Genomic DNA, 24,712 nt, shown 5'->3' on the forward strand with positions numbered 1-24,712 from the left:
TTTATATTAGATATTAAATTTTTTATATTAATTTAGAATAGCAAAAATAAATAATATAAATTAAACAAAAAATATCTAAAATTTTTATATTAGATATTAAATTTTTTATATTAATTTAGAATAGCAAAAATAAATAATATAAATTAAACAAAAAATATAAGAAAGTTTTATTTTAATCAAAAAAATGAAAAAAATAATAAAAACATCAGCTAATTTACTCACTGTCCTCAGAATTATTTTGGTTTTTTTTATGTTACCTTCGATATTTTTTTTAAGATCAAAAGTACCAGAAATATCAAATACATTTATCATAATTTTTTTTATCGCATCTATAACAGATGTATTAGATGGATATATAGCAAAAAAAATAACCAAAAAAACTGTTTTTGGGAAATTTTTTGATCCTATAGCAGATAAATTATTGATAATAATTTCTTTGCTTTATATTTTTTTATTATGTGATAAGCATATATTAATACCAGAAAATACGAACCATTTTAACAAAAGATTAAAAAATTTAGTTCTCGGAGTTCTTATTGTTGCTATCATAAGAGATTTTTTAATAATGGGAGTGCGTTTAATGGCTTTTGAAAAAAACAAAATTATAGCTGCTTCTTTTTTGGGAAAAATCAAAACTATTTTTACTTTTATATCTGTTCTATTAGCATTACTTGCTCGCTATATAATCGAAAAAACACATATTGATAGCGAACTATTATTTTATATTTTAATTTGTCTTTTTATTATCGACATCATCCTAATTATTTTTTCTGGAATACATTATATAATAAAAAATTTCAAATTAATTCAAAATAATTTTTATTAAATTTAATAAAAAAATATATAATTATTTATATTTATTTTTTTTATAAAAACACATTTATTAAACTATTTACAAAATTTATATTTATATAATAAAATATCTAAAAAAAGGTAAAAAAAATGAATAAAGAAGAAAACGAAACAAATAAAAACATTTTAGAACAAACGCTAAAAGATATCGAGAAGCGTTTCGGAAAAGGAAGTATAATGAAACTTAATTCTAACAAAATAGATAAAATACAATCTATTTCCACTGGTTCTCTAAACTTAGATATAGCTCTTGAAATAGGTGGTCTTCCTAAAGGAAGAATTATAGAAATTTACGGTGTCGAAAGTTCTGGAAAAACAACTTTAACATTACACGCTATTGCTGAAGCGCAAAAAAAAGGTGGAAATGTAGCTTTTATAGATGTCGAAAATGCTTTAGATATTAATTACGCTAAAAAAATTGGTGTAAATATAGATAATTTTATTATTTCTCAACCTGATTCAGGAGAAAAAGCATTAAATATCGTTGAATCTTTAATCAAAAGTGAAACTATGAGCTTAATAGTAGTTGATTCAGTAGCAGCTTTGGCCCCTGAAGCCGAATTAAAAGGTGAAACTGGAGATTCTTTTATGGGTCTACAAGCGAGAATGATGGGCCAAGCTATGAGAAAACAATCAACAATAATTTCAAAAACTAACACTATAGTGATTTATGTAAATCAATTAAGAGAAAAAGTAGGGATAATTTATGGTAGTCCTGAAGTAACTCCGGGCGGAAAAGCTTTAAAATATTTCGCTTCTGTTAGACTAGATATCAGAAAATCAGAATTTTTAAAAGATGATAACACTGTTATAGGTATAAGATCCAATGTTAAAGTAGTGAAATCAAAAGTTTCTTCTCCTTTTAAAATAGCTAGTTTTGACATAATGTACGGTCAAGGCATTTCTAAAAACGGAGAAATTTTAGATTTAGCCTTAAGTTTAGATTTAATTAAAAAAAGCGGTTCTTGGTTTTCTTATCAAAATACACAAATCGGACAAGGAAAAGAAAAAGTTAAAGAATTTTTAAGTAAAAATAAAAACATAGCAGAAGAATTAGAAAATAAAATCAAAAAACATTATAAATTAATTTAAAAGAAAAATGGTATTTAAATGAAAATTAAAAATCAAAATAAAAAATATAAAGGCGCTAATTGGAACCAACAAGAAGACGATTATACAAATTTTTTTTACGAACAAAACCTGAGTCAATTTTGGAGACCCGAAGATATAAGTTTACAAAGTGATTTAAATGTATGGGAAAATTTATCCCCTAACGAAAAAGAAACTTATTCTAAAAATTTATTAGTTCTAACTTTTTTAGACACTTATCAAGGTGATATCGGTATGCCTTCTATTCTTCGCTCTTGTTTCCCTTGGGAACACCAAAAAAAAGCTACTCTTAATTTTATGGGAGCCATGGAAAACGCAGTGCATGCCAAAAGTTATTCTAATATTTTTATAACTTTCTTAAGTAAACAAAAAATCGATGAATTATTCGAATGGGGTGAAAAACAAGTTAATATTCAAAATATTTTAAAAAATATTGTGACTATTTACGAAGATTTAGATAAACACACTTCATCAAGTGATGAAATTGATATTGACAAATTAAATATTGTCAAATGGAAAGCAATGGTTGCTTCTGTATTTTTAGAAACTTGGTTATTTTATTGTGGCTTTTATTATCCATTATATTTTTACGGCCAAGGAATGTTAATGCAATCTGGAGAAATTATTAATTTAATTATCAGAGACGAAAGCGTACATGGAGTTTATATCGGTCGTTTAGCTAAAGAATTATATGAAACTTTTCCAGAAGAAAAAAAAGAAGAATTAAAACAATGGATGGAAAACTTATTAGACGTTTTATATAAAGAACAACAAGAATTAACATTAGAACTTTATGAAAAAGTAGATTTAGTGGAATATGTTAATAAATTTGTTCGTTACAACGCTAATAAATCTTTATTAAATTTAGGTTTTGAACAAAAATTTCCTTATGAAGAAATCAACCCTGTTATTCTTAATGGTTTAAATACAGAAACTAAAACAATGGATAACTTCTCTATGAAGGGGAACGGTTATCAAAAAATGATTTCTGAAAGTATACAAGATGAAGATTTCGAATTTTAATAAATTATTTTTATTTTTTTAAAAAAAAATATAAAAATAATTTTTTTAAAAAAATAAAAATTTTATGTTGAAAAAATATTAAATTTGAAAGAAAAAAATATGCATATTCCAACAGTAAGATTATTTAAAAAAAATCATAAAATTTCTGAAAAAGAATGGAACGAAATTTTTGATAAAATTCGCTATTCTCCTTCTTCTTTTGATTTACAACCTTGGCGTTTTTTTGTTATCGAAAGTAAAGAAAATAAAGAAAAATTAAAACAAGTTGTTCAAAAAAATGAATCACAACTGGAAACTAGTTCTGCTATTGTTTTATTATGTGGTAACAAAAATAAACAAAATTCAGCGGAATATATTTATCATAATAAATTTCTAAATAAAGAAATAGTTCACGAACAAAAAGAAATTTTAATCAAAAAAATAAAAAATTATTATAATAAACAAAAAAATAATAAAATAGAAAATGAAATTTTTTTTGAAAGTGGTTTGATTGCTCTTCATTTTGTTTTAGAAGTTCAAAATTTAGGTTATAACGCTGGTTTTATAGGCGGTTTTGATTATGAAAAAATAAATAAACTTTTTAATATTTCAGAGGATTATATGCCTATTATTTTGATCGCTGTAGGAAAAAGTGAAAACGAAAATATTAACGAAAAAAGAAATAAATTCAAATTAAAAAATGAAGATTTTGCTTTTTTTCTCTAATTTTTTCCAATTTTCATTATTTTTCAAAAAATAATAAAAAGTTCAACAATCAAACAACAAAATTTTATTAATTTTAAAATAAAACAATAATATATAAAAAAATATGGCCTAAAAACGAAAACATTTTAAACCGTATTTTTTTATTTTGAACTAATTTTTATATCGATTTTATATAAATTTTAGAAAATTATCTTTTTGTTGATAATACATATTTATAATTTTTATAAAAATAAAACATTTTTTGAAATCTTTTTTTTTCTTTTTTATTAAAAGGAAACGAATGAATTATATTTGGATTCAAAAGAAAAGATATATCTAAAAATAATTTATAATTTATTTTTACAAACTTTTCTTTTATAATAAAAAGAATGCTTTCCTGAAATTCTCTTAAAAAAGAAATCGCATTAGTTTGTTTAAGAGAAATAAAAGCTTTTAAAAAAAATTTTTGTTTAGTTATTTTCTTTAATTCTTTTAAAATTTCTTGAGGATTAATTTTTTCTATTAAAAAAATATTAGATAATAAAATTTTTTTTGTTTCGGATTCTATTTCAAAGTTAGATTTAGCTTGAATAACAAAAATCCTCATTATTCTAAGAGTGTCTTCATTTAATTTTGTATAAGGATCTCCTATAACTCTAATTTGTTTTTTTTTAATATCATCAAAACCATGTAAATAATCTAAAATTTCAGATTTTTCATTCATTAAAAATGAATTAATAGTAAAATCACGTCTTTTTAAATCTTTTTCAACATCTAAAACAAATTCTACTTCTGAAGGGTTTCTATAATCTAAATAAAACTTTTCTTTTCTAAAAGTAGTAATTTCAAAAATTTCATTCTCGAAAATAATTTGAAAACAACCGTATTTAATATTTTTCTTCTTGCAAACTAAAAAATTTTTAATTTCATCATAAGTACCGTTTGTATTTAAATCGATATCATTAGGTTGAATTTTTAAAAATAAATCTCTTACAGCTCCGCCGACAATAAAAGCTTCAAATCCTTTTTGTTTTATTTCTTTTAATATTATTTGTGCTTTTTTTATTCTTTCATTGATCACTAAATTAGTTTTTATTATTTTAAAATTATAACACCCACTCCCAAAACATTATTACCAACATGAGCTCCAATAGCTGGCGTAGAAGGAATCTCGAGTATATCATCTAAATTAAATTCTTTTTGTAACAATATCTTAAATCTTGATTTTAAATCAGGATTACCAGTGGTATAAAGATGAATTAAAAATTTTTGATCTTTTACATAATCTTTAATTTTAGAAATCATAGAACGAAATGCTTTTTCGATAGTAATTTTTTTATCAATTAAAACAATTTTTCCTTGATCATTAACTTGTAAAATAGGTTTTATTCTTAAAAATCTTCCTATAAAACCTTTTTTTTTACTTAAACGTCCATTGTTAATTAATTGAGTTAAAGAATTAACTATAAAAAAAATAGTATTATTTTTTTTTAAAAAATCTAATTTTTGAACTACTTCTTGAACAGATAAATTTTGCGAAAAATAACGTTGTGCCTGTAAAGAGAAATAACCTTCCGAAAAACAAACGGTATTAGTATTATAAGGAATCACCTCGATAATTTTACTCACTTGTTTTTGTGCTTGAACAACAATATTATAAGTTCCGCTTAATTTATCTGAAATAGTCGCAACAAAAACTTTTTTGTATCCTTGTTTAGATAAATTTTCAAAATATAAAACTAATTCGCCTAAAGAAGGCTGTGATGTTTTGATAACTAAATTATTATTTTTTTTAAACATATCATAAAATTCAGGAGCTGTTATAGTTTCACCATCTATATAAGTTTTATCGTTTATATGAATTTTAATTCTAATTAAATCAATACTTGTATCAGTATCGTTATAATAATCTAAACAACTAGTTGATGTGGCAACTATTTTAACATCTTTTTTTAAATCAATTGAATTCATTCGATAACCTTTTTTTAAAAATTTGAGTAATTATTATATTAATACATTTAGAGATAGAATTTTTGTATAAATTATTATGTTAAATGACGATTCAACAAGATATTATAACAAAATATAATTAAATTTATATTTTTTATTATTTTTTAAATACAAAATTAATGATATATAAAAGAATTAATTTGCTTGTGTTTCAGTATGAGAAGTGTGTGTTTTGTTTACATTTACATTTACATTTACATAATCTATTTTTGATTTGGCGTTGTCGAAATAATTATTATAAAATTTATTAAATTCTGATTCGTTCATTATTTTTTTGTCTTTTGTAAATTTATGAACATTTGAGTCAAGATTTATATATTCTTTAAATTTGTATTTTAATTCACGTAAAATACTTTTTGCTATGGAATATGAATTATTTATAATAATTTCAATTTGTTTTTCTATTTCGTTTTTATCTACAAAAATTTTTGTTTCTATTTCGTCAGTTCCGTTAGTAGGCCAACTCATCCCTAATTCTTTAACCATGTGCGTAGCTATTAATTTAGCTTTTATTAAATCACTGTATGAACCAACACTAAAATTGTTTGGGTCTTTTTGATTTGTTAATAAAATTTCTTCTGCTGCTCTGCCGCCCAACAAAACAGCTATTTCTTCAATGAAATCATTTTGGGTTTGTAAATCTCTTTCTATATTTGGTTTATAAGATGAAATATACCCGCCGATTTTACCTCTTTTTTGAACATTTATACGACTCACATTCCAACCTAAACTTTTAGCAACTAAAGCATGTCCTAATTCATGAAAAATTACTCTATCAGATGGTTGTTCGTTATTGTCTTTCGGTAATATTACACCTCCTTTTAATGTATCAATAGCATCCCAAATAAATTCTATTATATTTTCTGGACTAATTGATTTTTTTTTTTCATAAATATTTTGCATCAAACTATTAACTTCTAATGGTGTTATTTGCATACCTTCTAATTTTAGAGCTAAATCATTATATGATAATTTTAATTCTGATAATTCATTATAATCTTCATTCAATCTTTTGAATAATTTAAAATTTAATTCTGAATTTGGCAATTTTTGTGAAAAATATGCTAAAAGATCTTTAATATCTTGTTTATTAGGTAATTCTATTTTTATTTTTTTACCTAAACGTCCTTCTCTTATCAAAGCTGGTTCTAATAAGTCGTCTCTATTAGTGGCCCCGATCAAAATAACATGAGGATTACTTCCTTTTTCTGACGAAGACGTAAAACCATCTATTTCAGTTAATAAAGCATTTAAAGTTGATTCTTGTTCTAAATGACTAGAACCACTTTTTTGTTCTCCTCTTTTACGTCCAATAGAATCAATTTCATCAATAAAAATAAAACAATATTTTTTTCCATCTGCCAAAGTTTCTTTTTTTGCGTACTTAAAAGCATCTCTAACCCGTGCAGCTCCTCTTCCTACATATAATTCTACAAAATCACTACCATTAAATATAAAAAAAGAAGCTTTTTCTTTAAGCGAACCAGCTAAACATTTAGCTAAATAAGTTTTTCCTGTTCCGGGAGGCCCATATAACAAAATTCCACTTGAAGGAATTTTGTTTGTATCAGTTTGATTTTCTGATTCTTTAATATCTTTAATTAATTTTATTATTTCTTCTTTAACAATTTGATTGCCATGAAAATCATTTTCTACATTAGGTAATTCTTTTGTAAAATCAACTTTTTTATCTTTGAACCACTTCATATTAGACTCTTGTTTAGAAACATTCTTAAAAAAAGAACTACCTAACATAAGAGAAGTTATTAAAAATAAAATAAATAATACATTCACAATAATCTGAGTAATGTTTTGTGTCAAATTCAAATAATTTTTTTTAGGAGAAGGATTAAAAGGTTGTAGCGGTGCACGAGGTACATTTGTGTTTTTGTTTTTATCTTTGTTTTTATTCGGTTCTTCTTCGAAAATATATGGTTCAAAACTCATAGATATCATTTCCTATCTAAAATATTATACATTCTGTAATATTTTTTGTAATATAAAAAAATATATTGGGATGAAAATTAATTTATGCAAAACATATTATTTAATTATAAACATTTTCATTTTTTTTAACTAATTTATATTTATTGAAAAAATTTTTTAATAAATTAGTTTCTTTTGGTTTTATTTGAGTTTCTTCATAACCAAAAGATAAAGGAACTGATTTATTAATAGTGACTAAAAAACGATTAAAAAATACTTCTTCTTTAAATTGAAGAAATTTATTTTTAATCTTTAAATTTATTTTATCTAAATTAGAAAAAATATTTTCTAAATTTTGAAATTGATTTAGAAGTTTAGAAGCAGTTTTAGGTCCTATACCTGGAATACCCTTGATATTATCTGAACTATCTCCGACTATACTTTTAAAATCAATTATTTGTTCTGCTTTTAAAAAAATTTTTTCTTCTAACATGTGTGGATTATAATAAATAACATTTTTTAATCCTTTTTTAATTAAAGCCACTGTAATATTAGGATCTATCAATTGAAAAAAATCTTGATCACTAGTAAAAATTAAAACAGGAATATTATTTTGACTCGCTTGTTTTGCTAGAGTACCAATAATATCATCTGCTTCATAACCGTTTTCTGCACAACATTTAACACCTAATAAAGTTAAATATTCTTTAATTAAAACAATTTGATTAATTAAAGAATCAGGCGTTTTAGGACGCCCTTTTTTATAATCTGAATATAATTCATGTCTTTGTGTTTTTTGTTTAGAATCAAAAGCGACACAAATATAACCATCAGTTTGTTCTAAGATTTTATTAAACATATTTTTGAAAACTAATAAAGCGTTGATATCTTCGTTTTCTAAATTTTGCATCAATACCTTTTTTTTATAATAAGTAGCATAATAAGCACGAAAAATTAAAGAATTACCATCTACTAAAATCAATTTACGCATTTGTCTTTTATTATGAGCTCCGAACTAAATATTTATTTAGATAAATAAATATTTTATTTCTTTAATTTAAAAATTTACTTAAAAAATCCTCAGGATTATTGAATTCATTTTCATCCATATTACCCATTTGTTTAACTAATTGTTTTTGTTTTTTAATAAATTGAATCAAATTATTAATATCATTCATTTGAGTTCCTGAACCTTTAACTATTCTCATTCTTCTTCTATTATTATTTTCAATTAATATCGGATTTAATCTTTCTTCTTCAGTCATACTTTGAATAATAAATTTAAATTTTTGAATAAGATCGTCTTCTAAAAAAGGCATATTTTTAATTTTTGAAGACATTCCTGGAATAAAATTAGCCATTTTTCTAATAGAACCTATTTTTTTTAATAAATTCAATTGTTTAGATAAATCATTATAATTAAAACCTTCATCTAAAATTTTACTTATAATTTTTTTACTTTGTTTTGTGTTAATTTTATCTTCTATATTTTCGATTAAAGTATTCATATCACCCATATCTAAAAGTCTAGAAGAAATACGATCTGGATGAAAAACTTCAAAATTATCATCATCATGTTTTTCAGAAGAAGAAATAAATTTAATAGGAAGTTTAGTAACATATTTCATTGATAAAGCGGCTCCACCTTTTGTATCAGCATCCATCTTAGTTAAAATAATACCTGTAGCTCCTATTTTTTCATTAAAACTTTTAACAACGTTCACTGATTGTTGTCCTAAAATAGAATCAGCAATAATTAAAACCTCAGAAGGTTCAACCAGTTTTTTAATATCTTTAACTTCTTTAATCATTTTATCATCAATAGTTAAACGACCAGCTGTATCGATAATAACTGTTTCAAATTGTTGTTTATAAGCGTATCGGAGACCTTGTTCAACAATATTTAAAACTTTTTTATCTTCGGAAATAAAAACTTCTACATCTATATTTTCACCAATAGCTCTCAATTGTTCTATCGCACCAAATCTATAAATATCAGCAGCAATCAATAAAACTTTTTTTTTCATTTTGGTTTTGATAAAAAAAGATAATTTTCCTGCTGTAGTTGTTTTTCCACTCCCTTGTAAGCCTAATAAAAGAACAACATCTAATGATTTATTTAAATTTAAACCTTCGTTTTTGTATCCTAAAATTAATGTCAATACTTCTTTTATAACTGTGATTATTTGTTCTTTGGGTTTGATTCCTTTTAAAACTTCTTGTTTTAAAGTTTTTTGTTTTATTAATTCATTAAATTCAGTAATGACATCATAATTTACATCAGCTTCTAAAAAAGCTAAACGAATATCTTTCATAATTTCTTCGATATCTTTTTCGCTGATAATTTTTTTGCCTTTAATTTTATTTAAAACTTTACTTAAACCATCATTTAAAAAACTCATTTTTATTTTTGCTTCCTTGTAATCTCTATTATAAATTAATTTTTAAAAATTTGAAATTAATTAATTCCCAAATAATGAATCAACATAAGTTTTAATATCAAAATTTTTTAAATCCTTTATATTTTCGCCATTACCAATATATTTAGTTGACAAATTATGTAAATATTTTATATTTAAAATAAAACCGCCTTTTGATATACCATCAAATTTAGTTAAAATAATACTAGTTAAATTCACTATTTGATTAAAAAGTTTAACTTGTTTTAAACTATGTTGACCTGTCATAGCATCCAAAATTAAAAAAGTTTCGTGTGGAGCTCCTGGAATTTGTTTACCAATAATTCTTTTAACTTTCTCTAATTCTTTCATTAAATTAACTTTATTTTCTAATCTACCTGATGTATCACATAAAACAACGTCAAATTTTTGATTTTTCACATAAGATAAAGCTTCAAAAACTACACTAGAGGTAGGAATATTTTTACCTTCTTTGAAAAAAATTTCAGTATCACTATTTTTAGCCCATTGTTTTAATTGTTCAACGGCTCCTGTTCTAAAAGTATCTCCTGCTACTAATAAAACTTTTTGTCCTTCTTGTTTAAATTTAAAAGCTAATTTTCCAATAGTAGTTGTTTTTCCTACTCCGTTAACACCAACAAATAAAACCACTTTTATTGGTCCTTCTTGTTTTTTAACAGAATATTGAGAATTATTTGAATTAAAATTATTAGTATTTAGTTGATTTTTTTGATAAAAACAAATAATAACTTCTTTTATCAAAGGTAATATAGCAACAGATCGCATAACATTTTTAATTTGAATCTGTTTTTTTATTTCTGTAATTAAATAAGAAGCAGTTTTAACGTTTATATCTGATTTAATAAATAAAACTTCTAAGTCATCTAATAAAGATAAAGAGAAATTTTCTTGTTTTAAAACATTTTCAGACCATTCAACGAAATTATACTCTGTTTTTTTGATTCCTAAAAATGATTTATCTTTTTCTTTTAATTCCTTTTTTTTAAAAATTTTTTTAAAAAATTCCAACATTAATTTACACCTTTTTTTGAATAAAAATAATTATTAATTATTTTTTTTATTTAAACTTTGAATCTTTTTACATTTAGGAAAGCCGATACAACCTAAAAAAGTACCATATCGACCTTTTCTTTCGACTAAAAACTTTCCACATAAATCACATTTTATTTGAGTCATAACAGGTTCTTGTTTTTTAGTTTCTTTATTAACTTGCTCAAATGGTTCTAATTTTTGAACAGTTTTTTTACATTTAGGAAAGCCGCTACAACCTAAAAAAGTACCATATCGACCTTTTCTTTCGACTAAAAACTTTCCACATAAATCACATTTTATTTGAGTCATAACAGGTTCTTTTTTTTTAGTTTCTTTATTAGCTTTCTCAAATAATTTTTGAAACGGATCATAAAATTCTTTTAAAATGTTTAATTTATTATTTTTACCAGAAGCAATATTATCTAATTGTTTTTCCATTTCGGATGTATAATTAACATTAATTATAGAAGAAAAATAATCTTCTAACAATTTGTTTGTTTCAAAACCTATTTGCGTACAAACAAATTTAAAATTTTCTATTGTAACATAAAATCTCTTTTTTAAAATTTCAATAATGGAAGAATAAGTTGAAGGCCTTCCAATTTTTAGCATTTCTAATTTTTTAATCAAAGAAGCTTCTGTGAAACGAGAAGGAGGATGAGTCATTTTGTTTATTATCTCTATTTTTTCTGGCATATACGACTGATGTAGTTCTAAAGAAGGCAGCAATTTATCCTTGAACTGATTACTTAAACCTTTATAAAAACCATCAAAAACCATTTCTAATCCTTCTGATAAAAATATATGTTCTTCAACTTCAAAAAAAATTTGTTTTTGATTCAAAATAGCTTCTGACATTAAACTAGTTAAAGTACGTTCATAAATTAAATTATACAAAGATAATTCTTTTTTGTTTAAAAAATTACTTAATTTTTGTGGTGTTCTATTTATATCAGTCACTCTGATAGCTTCGTGGGCGTCTCCAATGTTATTAATTTTTTTATATTCTTTAATAACTCCTAAATATTTTTCACCATAATTTTCTTGAATGAAAATACGAGATTGTTGGATGAATTCTGAAGACATTCTAAAAGAATCTGTTCTCATATAAGTAATTAAACCTGTTCTTTGGCCTTCAACGTCGATCCCTTCGTAAAGTTTTTGTGCGACACTCATTGTATCTTTGGACTTCATAAAAAGTTTTTTAAAAGCTTCTTGTTGTAAAGTGGACGTGATAAAAGGTCGAGGAGAATACTTTTTTATTTTTTTATCTTGAATTTCTTTTAAAAAAAAAGGACGATCTTTTATTTGATCAAAAATTTTTTGTGTTTCCTCTGTTTTCATTTTATAACTTGAAGGTTTAATTAATAAATCTGCTTGAAAATCCTTAAAATAAGCTTTAATTAAATTATATTCTTCAGGAACAAATTTTTTTATTTCTTCCTCTAATTCCACAATCAACTTTAAAGCGACTGATTGTACTCTGCCTGCTGATTGAGCTTTAATTTTTTTAACTAAATATGATAATTTGAAACCAATAATTCTATCTAATATTCTGCGTGTTTCTTGTGATTCTACTAAACTTTCTCTAATAACAGAAGGATATTTTAAAGCTTCTTTAACAACATTTTTGGTAATTTCATTAAATAAAATTCTATTTTTTTCTTTTCTATCTAATTTTAATACTTGTGATAAATGCCAAGCGATCGCTTCGCCTTCTCTATCTGGATCTGTCGCTAAAAAAACTTTTTTATTTCTAGTTTTTTGGAATAAATCTTTGACTAATTTTTCTTGTTTGTCAATGATTTGATAATATGGTTGAAAATCATTTGAAATATCAATTCCAAGACGATCTTTCCCTTTTAAAGATAAATCTCTCACATGACCTTTTGAACACAAAACTAAAAAATCTTTTCCTAAATAATTACTAATAGTTTTAGCTTTAGCAGGTGATTCTAAAATTATAACTACATTTTCCATATAATAATTTATAGTCCTTAAAAAATATCTTAATAAAACCAAAATTTATCTAATATTAAAATAAATATTTTAAATCCAAATCATAATTAATTTTTTGAGAAAGATTATTTTTAATTTTATTAAAAATAAAAGATAATAATAAATTATCCATTTTAGAACTTGAATTTTGAGAAATATTTATTTTATCTAAAATAGTTTGTAATAAATTTTCTTTTTGTAAATCTATCTGATTTAAATTAAAAAGTTTTCGTAAATAAACAGGATAATGTTTTTTTAAATAGTTCAAAAAATAAACAACAATTTCTTCCTTAAGTAAAAGATTTTCTTTAATACAACCGCAAATAGATAAAGAATAACCTATTTCCTGATATTTAAATTTTGGCCATAAACATCCTGGTGTATCTAACAACATTATGTTATTAGTTAAATGAAACCATTGCATTTGTCTAGTTATTCCTGGCAAATTAGCAGTTTTAGCTATTTTCCTTTTTGACAGACAATTAATTAAAGTAGATTTCCCCACATTAGGAGCTCCTACAATCATAAATTTTAATGTTTTTTTGATCCTTCTGTTATTTTTTTTTAATATGTCTTGGATTTTAGGATATATTTTTTCAATGTTTAATCTTGCTTTTGCATCAATATTTAAAGTATTTATATTTTTTTTATTAAAATAATCAACAAAAAAAGCATTTTCTTTTAAATTAACTAAAAAACTTTTATTAAATAAAACTAAAACTGGTTTGTTATTTAGTAAATTTAAAAGTTCAAAATTCATACTAGAAAAAGGAATTCTGGCATCTAAAATAACTAAAACGCAATCTACAAACTTTAAATTATTTTGAATATCCTTTAAAGTTTTTTTCATATGACCAGGAAACCATTGAATAGAATTCATAAAATAAGAACACCCTATATATTTAATTAATCAATATCATCGTTTTTATGTTTTTGTAGATCATTTTGTAATTCGTTAAAAATATCGTTTATATCTAAATCAGATTCAAATATTTTTTTACTATAAATTTTATAAACTTCTTCGCCTAAAATTAAAATCAATGCTTCGCCTATTTTATTAAAAATTTTATTATAAAAAAATTTAAAAAAAATTTTTTTAGTCCAATGAAAAGGATTTATTAAATTAACAACATTTGATATCGTTCCTAAAAATTTATTAGTTTTTTTATACTTTTTTATATATTGTTTATCTACTAGTTTTTTTTTGTAAATCATAATTTTATTTAAAGTAACACTTTTAAAAAAAGAAATGATTTTTTTATCAAATAATTCATCTATTCTATCGTGTAAATATTGTATCAAAGATAAACATTCGTCCATAGTCAACTCTAAATAAGGGTGTTGCGAATCAGGATATAAATTAGAAGAAGTTTCTAAAATTAAATTTTTACAATTTTCAAATAAACTTGGAATATAATTATCTAATTTTTTTTTATTATATTCTTTGAATTTTTGTTGAGTTTTTGAAATTAATTCTTTCATATCTTCGTCAGTAAATTTATCATTTAATGATTGTTTTGCACTAAATTTTTTATTAAAGCTTCTAAACACAGAAAACAAATATAATAAAAAAAACATTATAAATCCTGAGAATAAACCAAATACAAAAGTAGTAAAAGACGATAAATAAGTTTTATAAAAACCAGAAATTGAATCCCAACATTCTTTCAAAAAATATAAAATATTCATTTTCTAAAACCTCTTCTTTTAAAAAAAAATATAATTTTGTATTTATTAAAAAAAATATTTTTTAAATAAATAAAATTAATATTCTTGTAATTGAGAAATTAAATAATTATTATTTTGCAAACCTAAAAAAAGATTATTTTTATATCCTAATGTTTTATTTAAATAAAGTCCTGGAATCCAAATAATAACATTATTTTTATCTACAACCAACCACAATTTATCTCTTTCATCTAAAGAAATTTTCGAATTAATTAAAAATTTTTTTAATTTTTGGCTTCCAAAAGAAAAATGTAAAATGTCTCCTGGTTGTTTTTTTCTTAAAATAAAAGGAGGAGAAATGGAATCTATATTATAAGATATTTTTTGTATCAGAAAACAATTAAATAACAAAGAATCATCCTTAGAGTAATATAATAAGGGTTTATATATTATATCAAAATTATTTATATTTTTTTCCTGTATCCAAAAAAAAATATCATATTTTTTAACCAACGACCAATTATTATAATGAAAAGAATATTTGGCGCTTGGTTTAGAAATATTCTTTAAAAAACTAGTAATATTTGTTACCAAATCAAAATTTTTTTTAATATTTTTAGATTCTAAAAAAAATAAAACGATATCTTTTTGAATCAAAATATCTAATTTTAAAAACAAATTTAAATCAAATACATCTTTTTCTTTTTGATTTTTTAAAAAAAAATAAGTTTGTTTTCTCACAAAATTATTAGCTTCTATAAGTTGTAAATGAAATTTTTTAATATTTTTTAAAAAATTATTCATTCCTTTAAAATAAGGAACAATTTGGTGTCTTATTTTATTACGAGTATACTTATTTAATTGATTTGTGTGATCTTCTAAAAAAGGAACGTTTTTTTGAGAAGCATATTCTAAAATTTCTTGTTTAGAAATATATAAAAAAGGTTTTAAAAAATAAAAATCATTAAAAAAATAAGATGGTTGCATGCCACTATATCCCAACATAGAACTACCACGAGCTATTTTAAATAAAATAGTTTCTGCTAAATCATCTAAATGATGAGCTGTCATCAAATAAACGGTTTTGCATTGTAAAGCTATTTCTTTTAATTTCTCTTGTCTTAATATTCTAGCTTGATTTTGAAAATCTTTTTTATTTATATGTAATTCGAAATAATGAAAAGAGATTTTTCTTTGAGAACAATATTGTTCAACCATTTTTTTTTCTTCAAATGATTGTTCACGTTGTAAATGATTAAAATGAACTACAATCAAGGAATATTGTAGATTATAAAGATAATCTAACAATACCATAGAATCAACTCCACCACTCACGGAAATAATATAATTTTTTTGTTTATCTAATTTTAACCCTAATCGAAAATTCATAAAAACCCTTTTTTTATCTATAAAATATTTTATACATTTTCATTATTTTTTTTTTGTATTTTCAAAATATCTAATTGTGTTTTTTCTACTGTGCTAGGACTTTGCAACATTAAATCTTGTCCTTTTTGATTTTTAGGAAAACCGATTACATCTCTGATATTATTAGTTTTAGTAAATAACATAACTAAACGATCTAACCCTAAAGCTATTCCACCATGAGGAGGAGCACCGTATCTTAAAGCTTCATTTAAAAAACCAAAATTTTCTTCAATTTCTTCTTTTTTTAAGCTTAATTTTTCGAAAATAAATTCTTGCACAGGATATTGATAATTTCTTAAAGATCCTCCGCCAACTTCATAACCGTTCCAAACTAAATCATAAGCTTGTGATTTAACCTTTTCAGGTGCTTGAAATAATTGTTCAATATTTGAAGGAGCTGTAAAAGGATGATGTAAAGTATAATATCTATTATCTGACTTATTAAATTCCAATAAAGGAAAATCCACAACCCATAATAGCATCTCTTTTTCAGAATCATATAAATTTAAATTTTTACCTAATTCATTTCTTAAAAAACCAACAACTTTTAAAACGTTATTATTGACATCAATTTCGTCATCATAAACAATAAAAAAACAAATTTCTTGTTCTGTTAAAAAAGAATCTTTTATAATAAATTTGCTTAAATAACCTTGAAATAAATTATCTTTTTTTTGTATAAAATTTAAATTCAAATCAAACTTATCTTTAATAATTTGTTTATATTTATCAACTGTTTTTCTAGTGAAATGATCTGAGTGATTTTGAATATTCATTTTGATGCCTTTGATTTTTTGAGAAATATCATTTTTTGTTAAAACAACAGGATCAAAGAATGAAGTAAAATCTTCAATTAATAAATCAAACCTTAAATCTGGTTTATCTGTACCATATACATTCAAAGCTTCATCATAAGTCATTTGCATCAAAGGAAGTTTTAAATCTTTATTTAAAACAGTTTTAAAAAGATTTTGCATAAGTTCTTCTATTAAAGTCATTATTTCTTCTTTACTAAAAAAAGAAGTTTCAATATCTATTTGAGTAAATTCTGGTTGTCTATCAGATCTTAAATCTTCATCACGAAAACAACGAGCTATTTGAAAATATCTTTCGAATCCTCCAATCATATATAACTGTTTAAAAATTTGAGGTGATTGAGGTAAAGCGTAAAATTTATAAGGATTAACACGAGACGGAACTAAATAATCTCTAGCTCCTTCTGGTATAGATTTAGATAAAATAGGAGTTTCTAATTCTAAAAACTTATTCGATAAAAGAGTTTTTCTTATATTTTGAGTAATTTCATGACGTTTAACTAAATAATTTTTTTGTTTTTCTGTTCTTAATTCTAAATAACGATATTTCAAACGATAATCTTCTAAAGATTCCGTAGTTCCATTAAAAAAATTTAAAGGTATATTTTGAGATTCGGATAAAATATTAAAATCTTCAACTAAAATTTCTGTTTCACCAGTTTTTAAATTAGGATTTTTGTTTATTCTTTCGACAACTATTCCTTGAACTTCCACTACGCTTTCTAATTTGATAGAAGAAATTTTTTTATAGTCTTTATGATTTTTATTTACAACCAATTGAATGATACCTGAAAAATCCCTTAAATTTAAAAATATTTTGTTTCCTGTATTTCTTTTTTTATCAAGCCAACCTTTAACCAAAATTTTTTGTCCTTTTTGATTTAACGTTATATCATTATTAGAAAAATTATACTTAATTTTCATTTAAAATGTAATTCCTTTTTTAAAAAATTTATTAATTCTTTTTTTTCTATCATATATGTCTTTTTATCAGAAACTTTTTTAATAGTAAACGTATTATTTTCTAATTCTTTTTCTCCCAAAAATAAAATAAATTTTGGTTTATGTTCTAAAATCTTTATAAATTGTTTATTAAAATTAAAAATTGTATAATTCATATCTGTTTTGATTTCGTTTTGTCTTATGCTTCTTGTTAAAAATAAAGCATCTGAAATAATTTTTTCATCTAAAACAAATACATATAAGTCTAAAGAATTTGGTTTATGTTTATCCAAAAAACCATTTTCTTTTAAAGCGAACATTAATCTTTCCATTCCGATGGCGAAACCTATACTATTTTGTTTACTACCGCCAAATTCTTCTATAAGTTCGTTATAACTACCGCCACCGCCTAAAATAAAATCTCTTTTATGAACGGAAGAAAAATAAGAAATTTCAAAAACAATATCAGTATAGTAATCCAAACCACGCACTAACTTTAAATCAACTTCAAAATTAATTTTTGATTGTTTAAAAAAATCTAAAATTTTTTGAAACTTATTTTTAGATTCAATAGTTAAATAATCAAAAATGGAAGGTGCTTCATTCAAAAATTTCTTGGAAGAACATATTTTACAATCAAAAATTTTAAGAATATTGGTTTTAACTTTGTTTAAACACGTTTCACATAAGTGATGTTTATGATTGTCGATATAAGGAACAAAATCTTTTAAAAAAGCATTTCGAGATTCTATATCTCCTAAAGTATTAATTTTAATTTGTGTGTTATATAAATTAAATATATTAAAAATATCATTTATTAAAAAAAACAATTCTAATTCTGATAAATAATTAGAAACACCAATAAATTCGACACCAAATTGGTGAAATTGTCGATAACGTCCTTTTTGTGGTCTTTCATAACGAAAAAAAGGACCATAATAATAAAATTTATTTAAATTATTTTTATTATATAATTTATTTTCGACATAACTTCTAACAACAGAAGATGTTCCTTCTGGTCTTAAAGAAATATCTCTCCCTTTTTTATCTAAAAAATGAAACATTTCTTTTAAAACCATATCAGAATATTGAGAAGAACGATTAAAAACTTCACTATATTCTAAAATAGGCGTTCTAATTTCTCGAATATTATATTTATCAAAAAAATATTTAATTTTATTTTCTACGATAACCCATTCATCTAATTCTTCAAAGATTAAATCGTGAGTACCTTTGATTTTTTTCATTTTTTTAATTAATTCCTCTATCGATTTGATAAATACTTTCTGATTGTAACAAATTTAAAGTTAATTTTTCTATTTCTTGGATATTATTAACTAAAATTCTTAATTTAATAGTAATTTTATTGGATTTATTGTTGTTTAAATTCATTTTCAAAATACTGATTCCCATAGCGTTGATTTTATTATTAATTTCATTTAAAAGAGAAGGAACACGAGAACCTATTAAAAAAAGACAAGCAACATATTTTAATTTAGAATTATGATGCCAATTAGCAGAAATCATTTTATGAAAATCATGTTTTGGTAAATTAGGGCATGTTTTTCTATGGATATGAATTCCTTTATCTCTAGAAATAAAACCTACAATTTCTTCACCAAAAACAGGAAAACAACAATTAGCTAATTTTAATTTAATATTATCTATGCCCTCAATAAAAACTCCTGTTTTCGCATCATAAGATATTTTTTGATTATTTTTAGATGTTTGTTTTTTTAAAAGATTCTTTTTGTTATCTAGAAACAAATTAATTTTATTAATAACTGTATGAGGGTTCAATTTTTTATTTGCTACAGCTAAATATAAATCATTCATGTTTTTGATATCTAATTGATTAAAATGTTGAGATATAAAATGTTGGTCTATAACGAATTCTATTTTATGAAAATTTAATTCTTTGTCTAAAATATCTTTTCCTGTTTTAATCAAATCTAAAAATTTGATATTTTGTTTATTTAAAGCTTTTTTGATAAATTTTTTAGTATAACTTGTTTTAACTATTTTAAGCCATTCTTTTTTGACTCTAAAAATGTTTTTATTGGTTTTAATAGATATAATATCGCCATTTTGCAATATATAATCTAAAGGAACGATTTTTTCGTTAACAATAGCCCCTATAATTCTATAACCAATATCGGAATGAATTCGGAAAGCGAAATCAATAGGAGTTGAACCTTTAGGAAATTCATAAACTTCTTGTTTAGGAGTAAAAACGTACACATGTTCATTTAAAATATCATTTTTAATCGCATCCACAAAATTTTGAGAATTTTGTTGTGAAGTATTATCTGAATCTTTAGTTATTTGAATTAACTCACGATACCATCTTAATTTTTGAGCGATTTCTAATTGTTTATCTTCTTTAGAATAATTCTTATTTTCTTTATAACCCCAATGTGCTGCGATTCCGTTTTCTGCGACTTTATTCATTTCTTGAGTTCTAATTTGGACTTCGAATAAAGTTCCATCTTTGGATAAAACAGTGTTATGTAAAGATTGATATAAATTAGGTTTAGGAACAGCGATATAATCTTTAAATCTCAAGGGTAAAGGATAATAATGACTATGAATAATTCCTAAACAACGATAACATAAATCTACTTTATCTACAATAATACGAATAGCCAATAAATCAAAAATTTCATCAAAACTTAATTGTTTTTTTTCCATTTTTTTATAAATGCTATAAATATTTTTGCTTCTGCCACTAATGGAAAAATTTTTAATATTAGATTCATGAAATAATTTTTTTATATTAAAAATAATTTGAGAAATAGATTTTTCTCTTTCTTTTTTTTTCATTTGAATCAAACTAGAAATTTGATAATATTTGTCTGGATCAATATAACGTAAGGAAAGATCTTCCAATTGTGATTTAATTTGAAACAATCCTAAACGATCAGATAAAGGAACATAAATAGACAAAGTTTCTTCAGAAATACGTTTTTGTTTATCATCTCTCATTGGTTGTAAAGTTTGCATATTATGTAATCTATCTGCTATTTTTAAAAGAACCACACGAATATCATCAGCCATAGCTAAAAACATTTTTTGTTGATTTTCCATTTGTCTTTGATGTTGATTAAAAACAATTTTAGTTAATTTGGTAGTTTTTAAAACTATATTAGCTACATCATCACCTACAACAGACTTTAATTCTTCAAAAGTTAAATCAGTATCTTCTAAAGTATCATGTAACAAAGAAGCCATTATAGTATTAGGCTCACTTTTTAAATCAACTAAAATTTGAGAAACATAAAGAGGATGAATAATATAATCTTCTCCTGTTACTCTTTTCTGATTCTTGTGTTTTTTTTTAGACAACAAATAAGATTTATGAATTCCATCTAAAACATCTTTTTGAGTAATATAAGAAGAAATTTTTTCTATTAATTCTTGATATATTTCTGACTCATCTTTAGTTTTATTATCAGATTTATGTTCTAACGAAAAATGCAATTATTACAACCTCTCAAATCTTTAATTATATATTATCTTTTTTTCGAAATAAAAAAATTAATCAAACATATAACATTTGTTTTTCGCCTGAATAAACTTTTTGTATAACGCCAGCGCCTAAACAAAAATCGCCATCATAAAAAGCACAAATTTGTCCAGGTGTAACTGATTTAATTTTTTGAGGATAAACTACTTTAATTGTGTTTTTGTCAATAAAAAAAATTTCAACTTCTTGAAAAGATTGACGATAACGGAATTTAGCTAATATTTTTTTAGGTTTGTTTTTTTTAAAATGTTTGTCTCTCCAAACAACATCTGTTACTAAACATGCATCACTATATAAATAAGAACTGTCATTATTTTGATCTACATAAAGAGTGTTAGTTTTTAAATCTTTGCCAACTACAAACCAAGGAGATTGATTTTCTTTAGAAACTTTTAAATTTAATCCTTTTCTTTGACCGATAGTATATTTAAAAACTCCTTCATGTTCTTTTAAAATAGAACCATTCATATCTTTAATAGGTCCTTTTTTAGGAGGTAAATAATTATTTAAAAAAACAAAAAATTTTCTTTCTCCAATAAAACAAATACCTGTTGAATCTTTTTTAGTAGCAGTAATTAAGTTTTCTCTTAAAGCGATTTCTCTTACTTCTTTTTTAGTTTTATTTCCTAAAGGGAAAATAATATTATTTAATTGTTCTGGTTTTAATTGAGATAAAAAATATGTTTGATCTTTGTTTACATCTAAAGATGTAGCTAACATATTTTTATTATCTTTGAAAATGATTCGAGCGTAATGACCCATAGCGATATAATCAGGATTAAATTGTTTAGCGTATTCAATAAAAGCTAAAAATTTAATCTTATTATTACATAACACATCTGGATTAGGTGTTAAATTTTTTTTCAAATCATTTAAAAAAAAGGTAAAAACTTGATTCCAATATTCTTCTGAAAAATCTACTCTATGAAACTTAATATTTAATTGTTTAGCCACTTTTAAAGCATCTTGATAATCCTGTTCTTGCGGACAAACATCTTCATCAACGTTAGGGTTCCCTTCAACATCATAATTCAAACTGCTATCCCAATTACGCATAAAAATTGCTTCTACTTCATAACCTTCTTTTTGCAAAAGAAAAGCAGCTACGCTACTATCTACTCCGCCAGACAATCCAACAATTACTTTTTTTTTCATTTTTATCCATTTATCTTCTTTCGATTAAATTTGAGTAATTAAGATAAAATAATTAGTTTTTCTAAATAAAATTTATTTCAATTATAAACTAAAAATTTCTTAAACACAAAATTCAAAATAAATGAAATAATTTTTTTAATAAAAATTTTTTTATTTATTTTTATTAAAAAAACTTATTTCATTAAAAAATTATCATTTAAATCCATAAGTAAAAATATATTTTGTATTTAAATTTTATAATTTACTTTCATTATATATTTTTTTAGATATTTTACAAAATATTTTTTCTTAATTTGTAAAATATCGATTATATAGAATAAGAAAAACTATTAGATAATATTTTAGGACCAGGTGCTATTTTATTCTTTTTATAATGAAATTTATAAAAATGGTTCATATATTCTGTTACTAAAGATAAGCTTTCTTCATGAGATAAAAGAAATTTTTTTTCTAATAAAAAAGCTATTTTTTCTTTTTTAAAACTACCATTCAAATGATAATATAAAATAAAATCTTTCATAATAGTTTCTGAATCTAAAAACTTATCTATTTTTTGAAAATAAAAATCTTTCATGTTTTGTTCCAAAAGAATCGTATTTTCTCTTATATGGAACAAAATTAACTCCACCATCAAAACATTAGGAATATTAACATTTAAATTATATAAAGAAGAATGAAAATTAAATCTAAAACTCATTTTTTCAAAAATAATATCTGATAAATTATCACTTTCTAAAATTAATTTATTTTCTATTTTTGCCTCTTGTAAAATTTGTTCCAAACTATCTTTTTCTTGAACAATTTGGATATTGTTGATGCCTAGATATTTTAATATTTTTTTATGAAATTCTAAAGATTGTTCGTTCTCAAAATGTTTTTTTTCTTTTAAAACAACTTGTAATTCTTGTAAAGACTTCTTGTTATTATTAAAATACTGTAAAACAACTAAAAGAGTCAAAAAAGAATTTAAATCATCTTTAAATTCTAATATTATTTGAGATGCTTTTGCAAATGACATTTTATTTTGTAAATACAAAACTTGAATAAGATTAGATAATTTTAATTGCTCTTGTAAATTGCGATAATCCACAAAAGGTTTAGCGTTTAATGGTTCTTCTAAATCGTATTCTTTCGCTTCTTTTATATGGAAATAAGATTTCAAAAAAGAAAATTGTTTTCCAATTTGTTGATCGCCAAAAGTAGTATCAACTTTTCTTTGATGTTTAATTTTGTCTAAATAAACATCAACTACTAAACTAACATCTTGATTTGTTAAATCTTTTTCACCGATCACATCACCTAAAACAGCAGCTATCTTATGATTAGAAAAAAGAACATTATTAGAAGTTTCGCTTATTCCACTGCTAGTATAAAAATAACCGCCAGCTTGTTTACGAGAATGATTTATAACAGCTAATTTACGAAATTTATCTTTTCCTAAATGTTCTGTAGAAGCTGACAAATTAAAAATTAAATGTGCTCCGTTTAAAACCATTAAATCACTTGGCGATTCGATGGTCCATAAATCTTGACAAATTTCTACTCCAAAAACAATATTAAAAGTTTTATTAATAAATAAAATATTACCTATCGGAACTTCTTGACCTAAAACAGAAATTATTTCATCTTTTAAATGTTTTCCTGATTGAAACCATCTTTTTTCAAAAAATTCTTTATAATTAGGTATCTTATGTTTTGGAACAATACCTAAAATCTTTCCTTTTTGAACAACAACAGCTACATTAAAAATAACTTCACGAAATAAGAAAGGCATACCGATAAAATAAACACCTTCAAAATGAGTATTATTAATAACATATTCTAAAGCAGTTAAATTGTCATCTAAAAAAGATGTATCAAAAAATAAATCTCCTGATGTGTAACTACTTAAACATAATTCAGAAAATAAAACAAAACTTGCTTTACTTTTATTTAAAATATCCACAATAATTTGAGCATTTTTAAAAGGTTCGCCTATATGTAAATTAGGACTTGACATTTCTACCTTAAGAATTCCGTTTTTATACATTTTTTAAAAACCTTTCTAGATTTTTTTATATCGTTTGTTTCATTATGAAAGATAAATATATAAATTAATCTAA

19 protein-coding genes are annotated in these 24,712 nt (G+C 23.1%); 4 read left to right on the forward strand and 15 right to left on the reverse strand.

Annotation, left to right across the window (positions count from 1 at the left end):
* Positions 1-184 precede the first annotated feature (184 nt).
* The 4 genes from AB6A63_RS01175 (at position 185) to AB6A63_RS01190 (ending at position 3,690) form a co-directional block, all read left to right on the forward strand.
* Positions 185-826 carry a CDP-alcohol phosphatidyltransferase family protein gene (locus AB6A63_RS01175; RefSeq protein WP_370430864.1) on the forward strand — a complete coding sequence of 214 codons (642 nt, stop codon included), beginning with the start codon at positions 185-187 and terminating at the stop codon, positions 824-826.
* Between the two features lie 116 nt (positions 827-942).
* The gene (recA, locus tag AB6A63_RS01180; protein ID WP_370430865.1) at positions 943-1,944 is read left to right on the forward strand and encodes a recombinase RecA; all 1,002 of its coding nucleotides are present in this window, start codon (positions 943-945) and stop codon (positions 1,942-1,944) included.
* An 18-nt stretch (positions 1,945-1,962) separates the two neighbouring features.
* On the forward strand, positions 1,963-2,985 hold the full coding sequence (gene nrdF, locus AB6A63_RS01185; RefSeq protein WP_370430866.1) for a class 1b ribonucleoside-diphosphate reductase subunit beta: 1,023 nt from the start codon (positions 1,963-1,965) through the stop codon (positions 2,983-2,985).
* A 99-nt stretch (positions 2,986-3,084) separates the two neighbouring features.
* Positions 3,085-3,690 (forward strand): nitroreductase family protein, encoded by a 606-nt coding sequence (locus AB6A63_RS01190; RefSeq protein ID WP_370430867.1) that lies wholly within the window; start codon positions 3,085-3,087, stop codon positions 3,688-3,690.
* 187 nt (positions 3,691-3,877) lie between these two features.
* Here AB6A63_RS01190 and AB6A63_RS01195 read toward each other — a convergent pair whose 3' ends face one another.
* The 15 genes from AB6A63_RS01195 to AB6A63_RS01265 all read right to left on the reverse strand — a co-directional run bounded on the left by AB6A63_RS01195 (position 3,878) and on the right by AB6A63_RS01265 (position 24,639).
* Entirely contained in the window at positions 3,878-4,750 is an 873-nt protein-coding gene (locus AB6A63_RS01195; RefSeq protein WP_370430868.1) for a CCA tRNA nucleotidyltransferase, read from the reverse strand.
* Between the two features lie 14 nt (positions 4,751-4,764).
* Positions 4,765-5,640, reverse strand: coding sequence for a DegV family protein (locus AB6A63_RS01200; RefSeq protein ID WP_370430869.1), 876 nt, complete (start codon positions 5,638-5,640; stop codon positions 4,765-4,767).
* Between the two features lie 174 nt (positions 5,641-5,814).
* Complete coding sequence (locus tag AB6A63_RS01205) at positions 5,815-7,635, reverse strand: AAA family ATPase (RefSeq protein WP_370430870.1); 1,821 nt, start codon at positions 7,633-7,635, stop codon at positions 5,815-5,817.
* Positions 7,636-7,726: 91 nt separating this feature from the next.
* Complete coding sequence (locus AB6A63_RS01210) at positions 7,727-8,596, reverse strand: 5'-3' exonuclease (protein WP_370430871.1); 870 nt, start codon at positions 8,594-8,596, stop codon at positions 7,727-7,729.
* A gap of 61 nt (positions 8,597-8,657) precedes the next feature.
* Positions 8,658-10,007, reverse strand: coding sequence for a signal recognition particle protein (locus AB6A63_RS01215; protein WP_370430872.1), 1,350 nt, complete (start codon positions 10,005-10,007; stop codon positions 8,658-8,660).
* Between the two features lie 60 nt (positions 10,008-10,067).
* On the reverse strand, positions 10,068-11,057 hold the full coding sequence (ftsY, locus tag AB6A63_RS01220) for a signal recognition particle-docking protein FtsY (protein WP_370430873.1): 990 nt from the start codon (positions 11,055-11,057) through the stop codon (positions 10,068-10,070).
* A gap of 33 nt (positions 11,058-11,090) precedes the next feature.
* Positions 11,091-13,058, reverse strand: coding sequence for a type I DNA topoisomerase (gene topA / locus AB6A63_RS01225; RefSeq protein WP_370430874.1), 1,968 nt, complete (start codon positions 13,056-13,058; stop codon positions 11,091-11,093).
* Between the two features lie 55 nt (positions 13,059-13,113).
* Positions 13,114-13,956 (reverse strand): ribosome biogenesis GTPase YlqF, encoded by an 843-nt coding sequence (gene ylqF / locus AB6A63_RS01230; RefSeq protein WP_370430875.1) that lies wholly within the window; start codon positions 13,954-13,956, stop codon positions 13,114-13,116.
* Between the two features lie 26 nt (positions 13,957-13,982).
* Positions 13,983-14,765: a hypothetical protein gene (locus AB6A63_RS01235; RefSeq protein ID WP_370430876.1), complete on the reverse strand. Its 783-nt coding sequence runs from the start codon at positions 14,763-14,765 to the stop codon at positions 13,983-13,985.
* 75 nt (positions 14,766-14,840) lie between these two features.
* Positions 14,841-16,133 (reverse strand): tRNA lysidine(34) synthetase TilS, encoded by a 1,293-nt coding sequence (gene tilS, locus AB6A63_RS01240; protein WP_370430877.1) that lies wholly within the window; start codon positions 16,131-16,133, stop codon positions 14,841-14,843.
* Between the two features lie 29 nt (positions 16,134-16,162).
* Positions 16,163-17,911 carry an aspartate--tRNA ligase gene (gene aspS / locus AB6A63_RS01245; RefSeq protein WP_370430878.1) on the reverse strand — a complete coding sequence of 583 codons (1,749 nt, stop codon included), beginning with the start codon at positions 17,909-17,911 and terminating at the stop codon, positions 16,163-16,165.
* Positions 17,908-19,176 (reverse strand): histidine--tRNA ligase, encoded by a 1,269-nt coding sequence (gene hisS, locus AB6A63_RS01250; RefSeq protein WP_370430879.1) that lies wholly within the window; start codon positions 19,174-19,176, stop codon positions 17,908-17,910. The genes aspS and hisS overlap by 4 nt, the downstream gene beginning before the upstream one ends.
* A gap of 4 nt (positions 19,177-19,180) precedes the next feature.
* Positions 19,181-21,409, reverse strand: a complete 2,229-nt coding sequence (locus tag AB6A63_RS01255; RefSeq protein ID WP_370430880.1) for a RelA/SpoT family protein — start codon at positions 21,407-21,409, stop codon at positions 19,181-19,183.
* Between the two features lie 61 nt (positions 21,410-21,470).
* Entirely contained in the window at positions 21,471-22,610 is a 1,140-nt protein-coding gene (mnmA, locus tag AB6A63_RS01260; RefSeq protein WP_370430881.1) for a tRNA 2-thiouridine(34) synthase MnmA, read from the reverse strand.
* 307 nt (positions 22,611-22,917) lie between these two features.
* Positions 22,918-24,639 (reverse strand): nitrilase-related carbon-nitrogen hydrolase, encoded by a 1,722-nt coding sequence (locus AB6A63_RS01265; protein ID WP_370430882.1) that lies wholly within the window; start codon positions 24,637-24,639, stop codon positions 22,918-22,920.
* Between the last annotated feature and the right edge of the window lie 73 nt (positions 24,640-24,712).

The sequence above is a fragment of the 'Camptotheca acuminata' phytoplasma genome, assembly GCF_041276565.1.
Classification (GTDB): domain Bacteria; phylum Bacillota_I; class Bacilli_A; order Acholeplasmatales; family Acholeplasmataceae; genus Phytoplasma.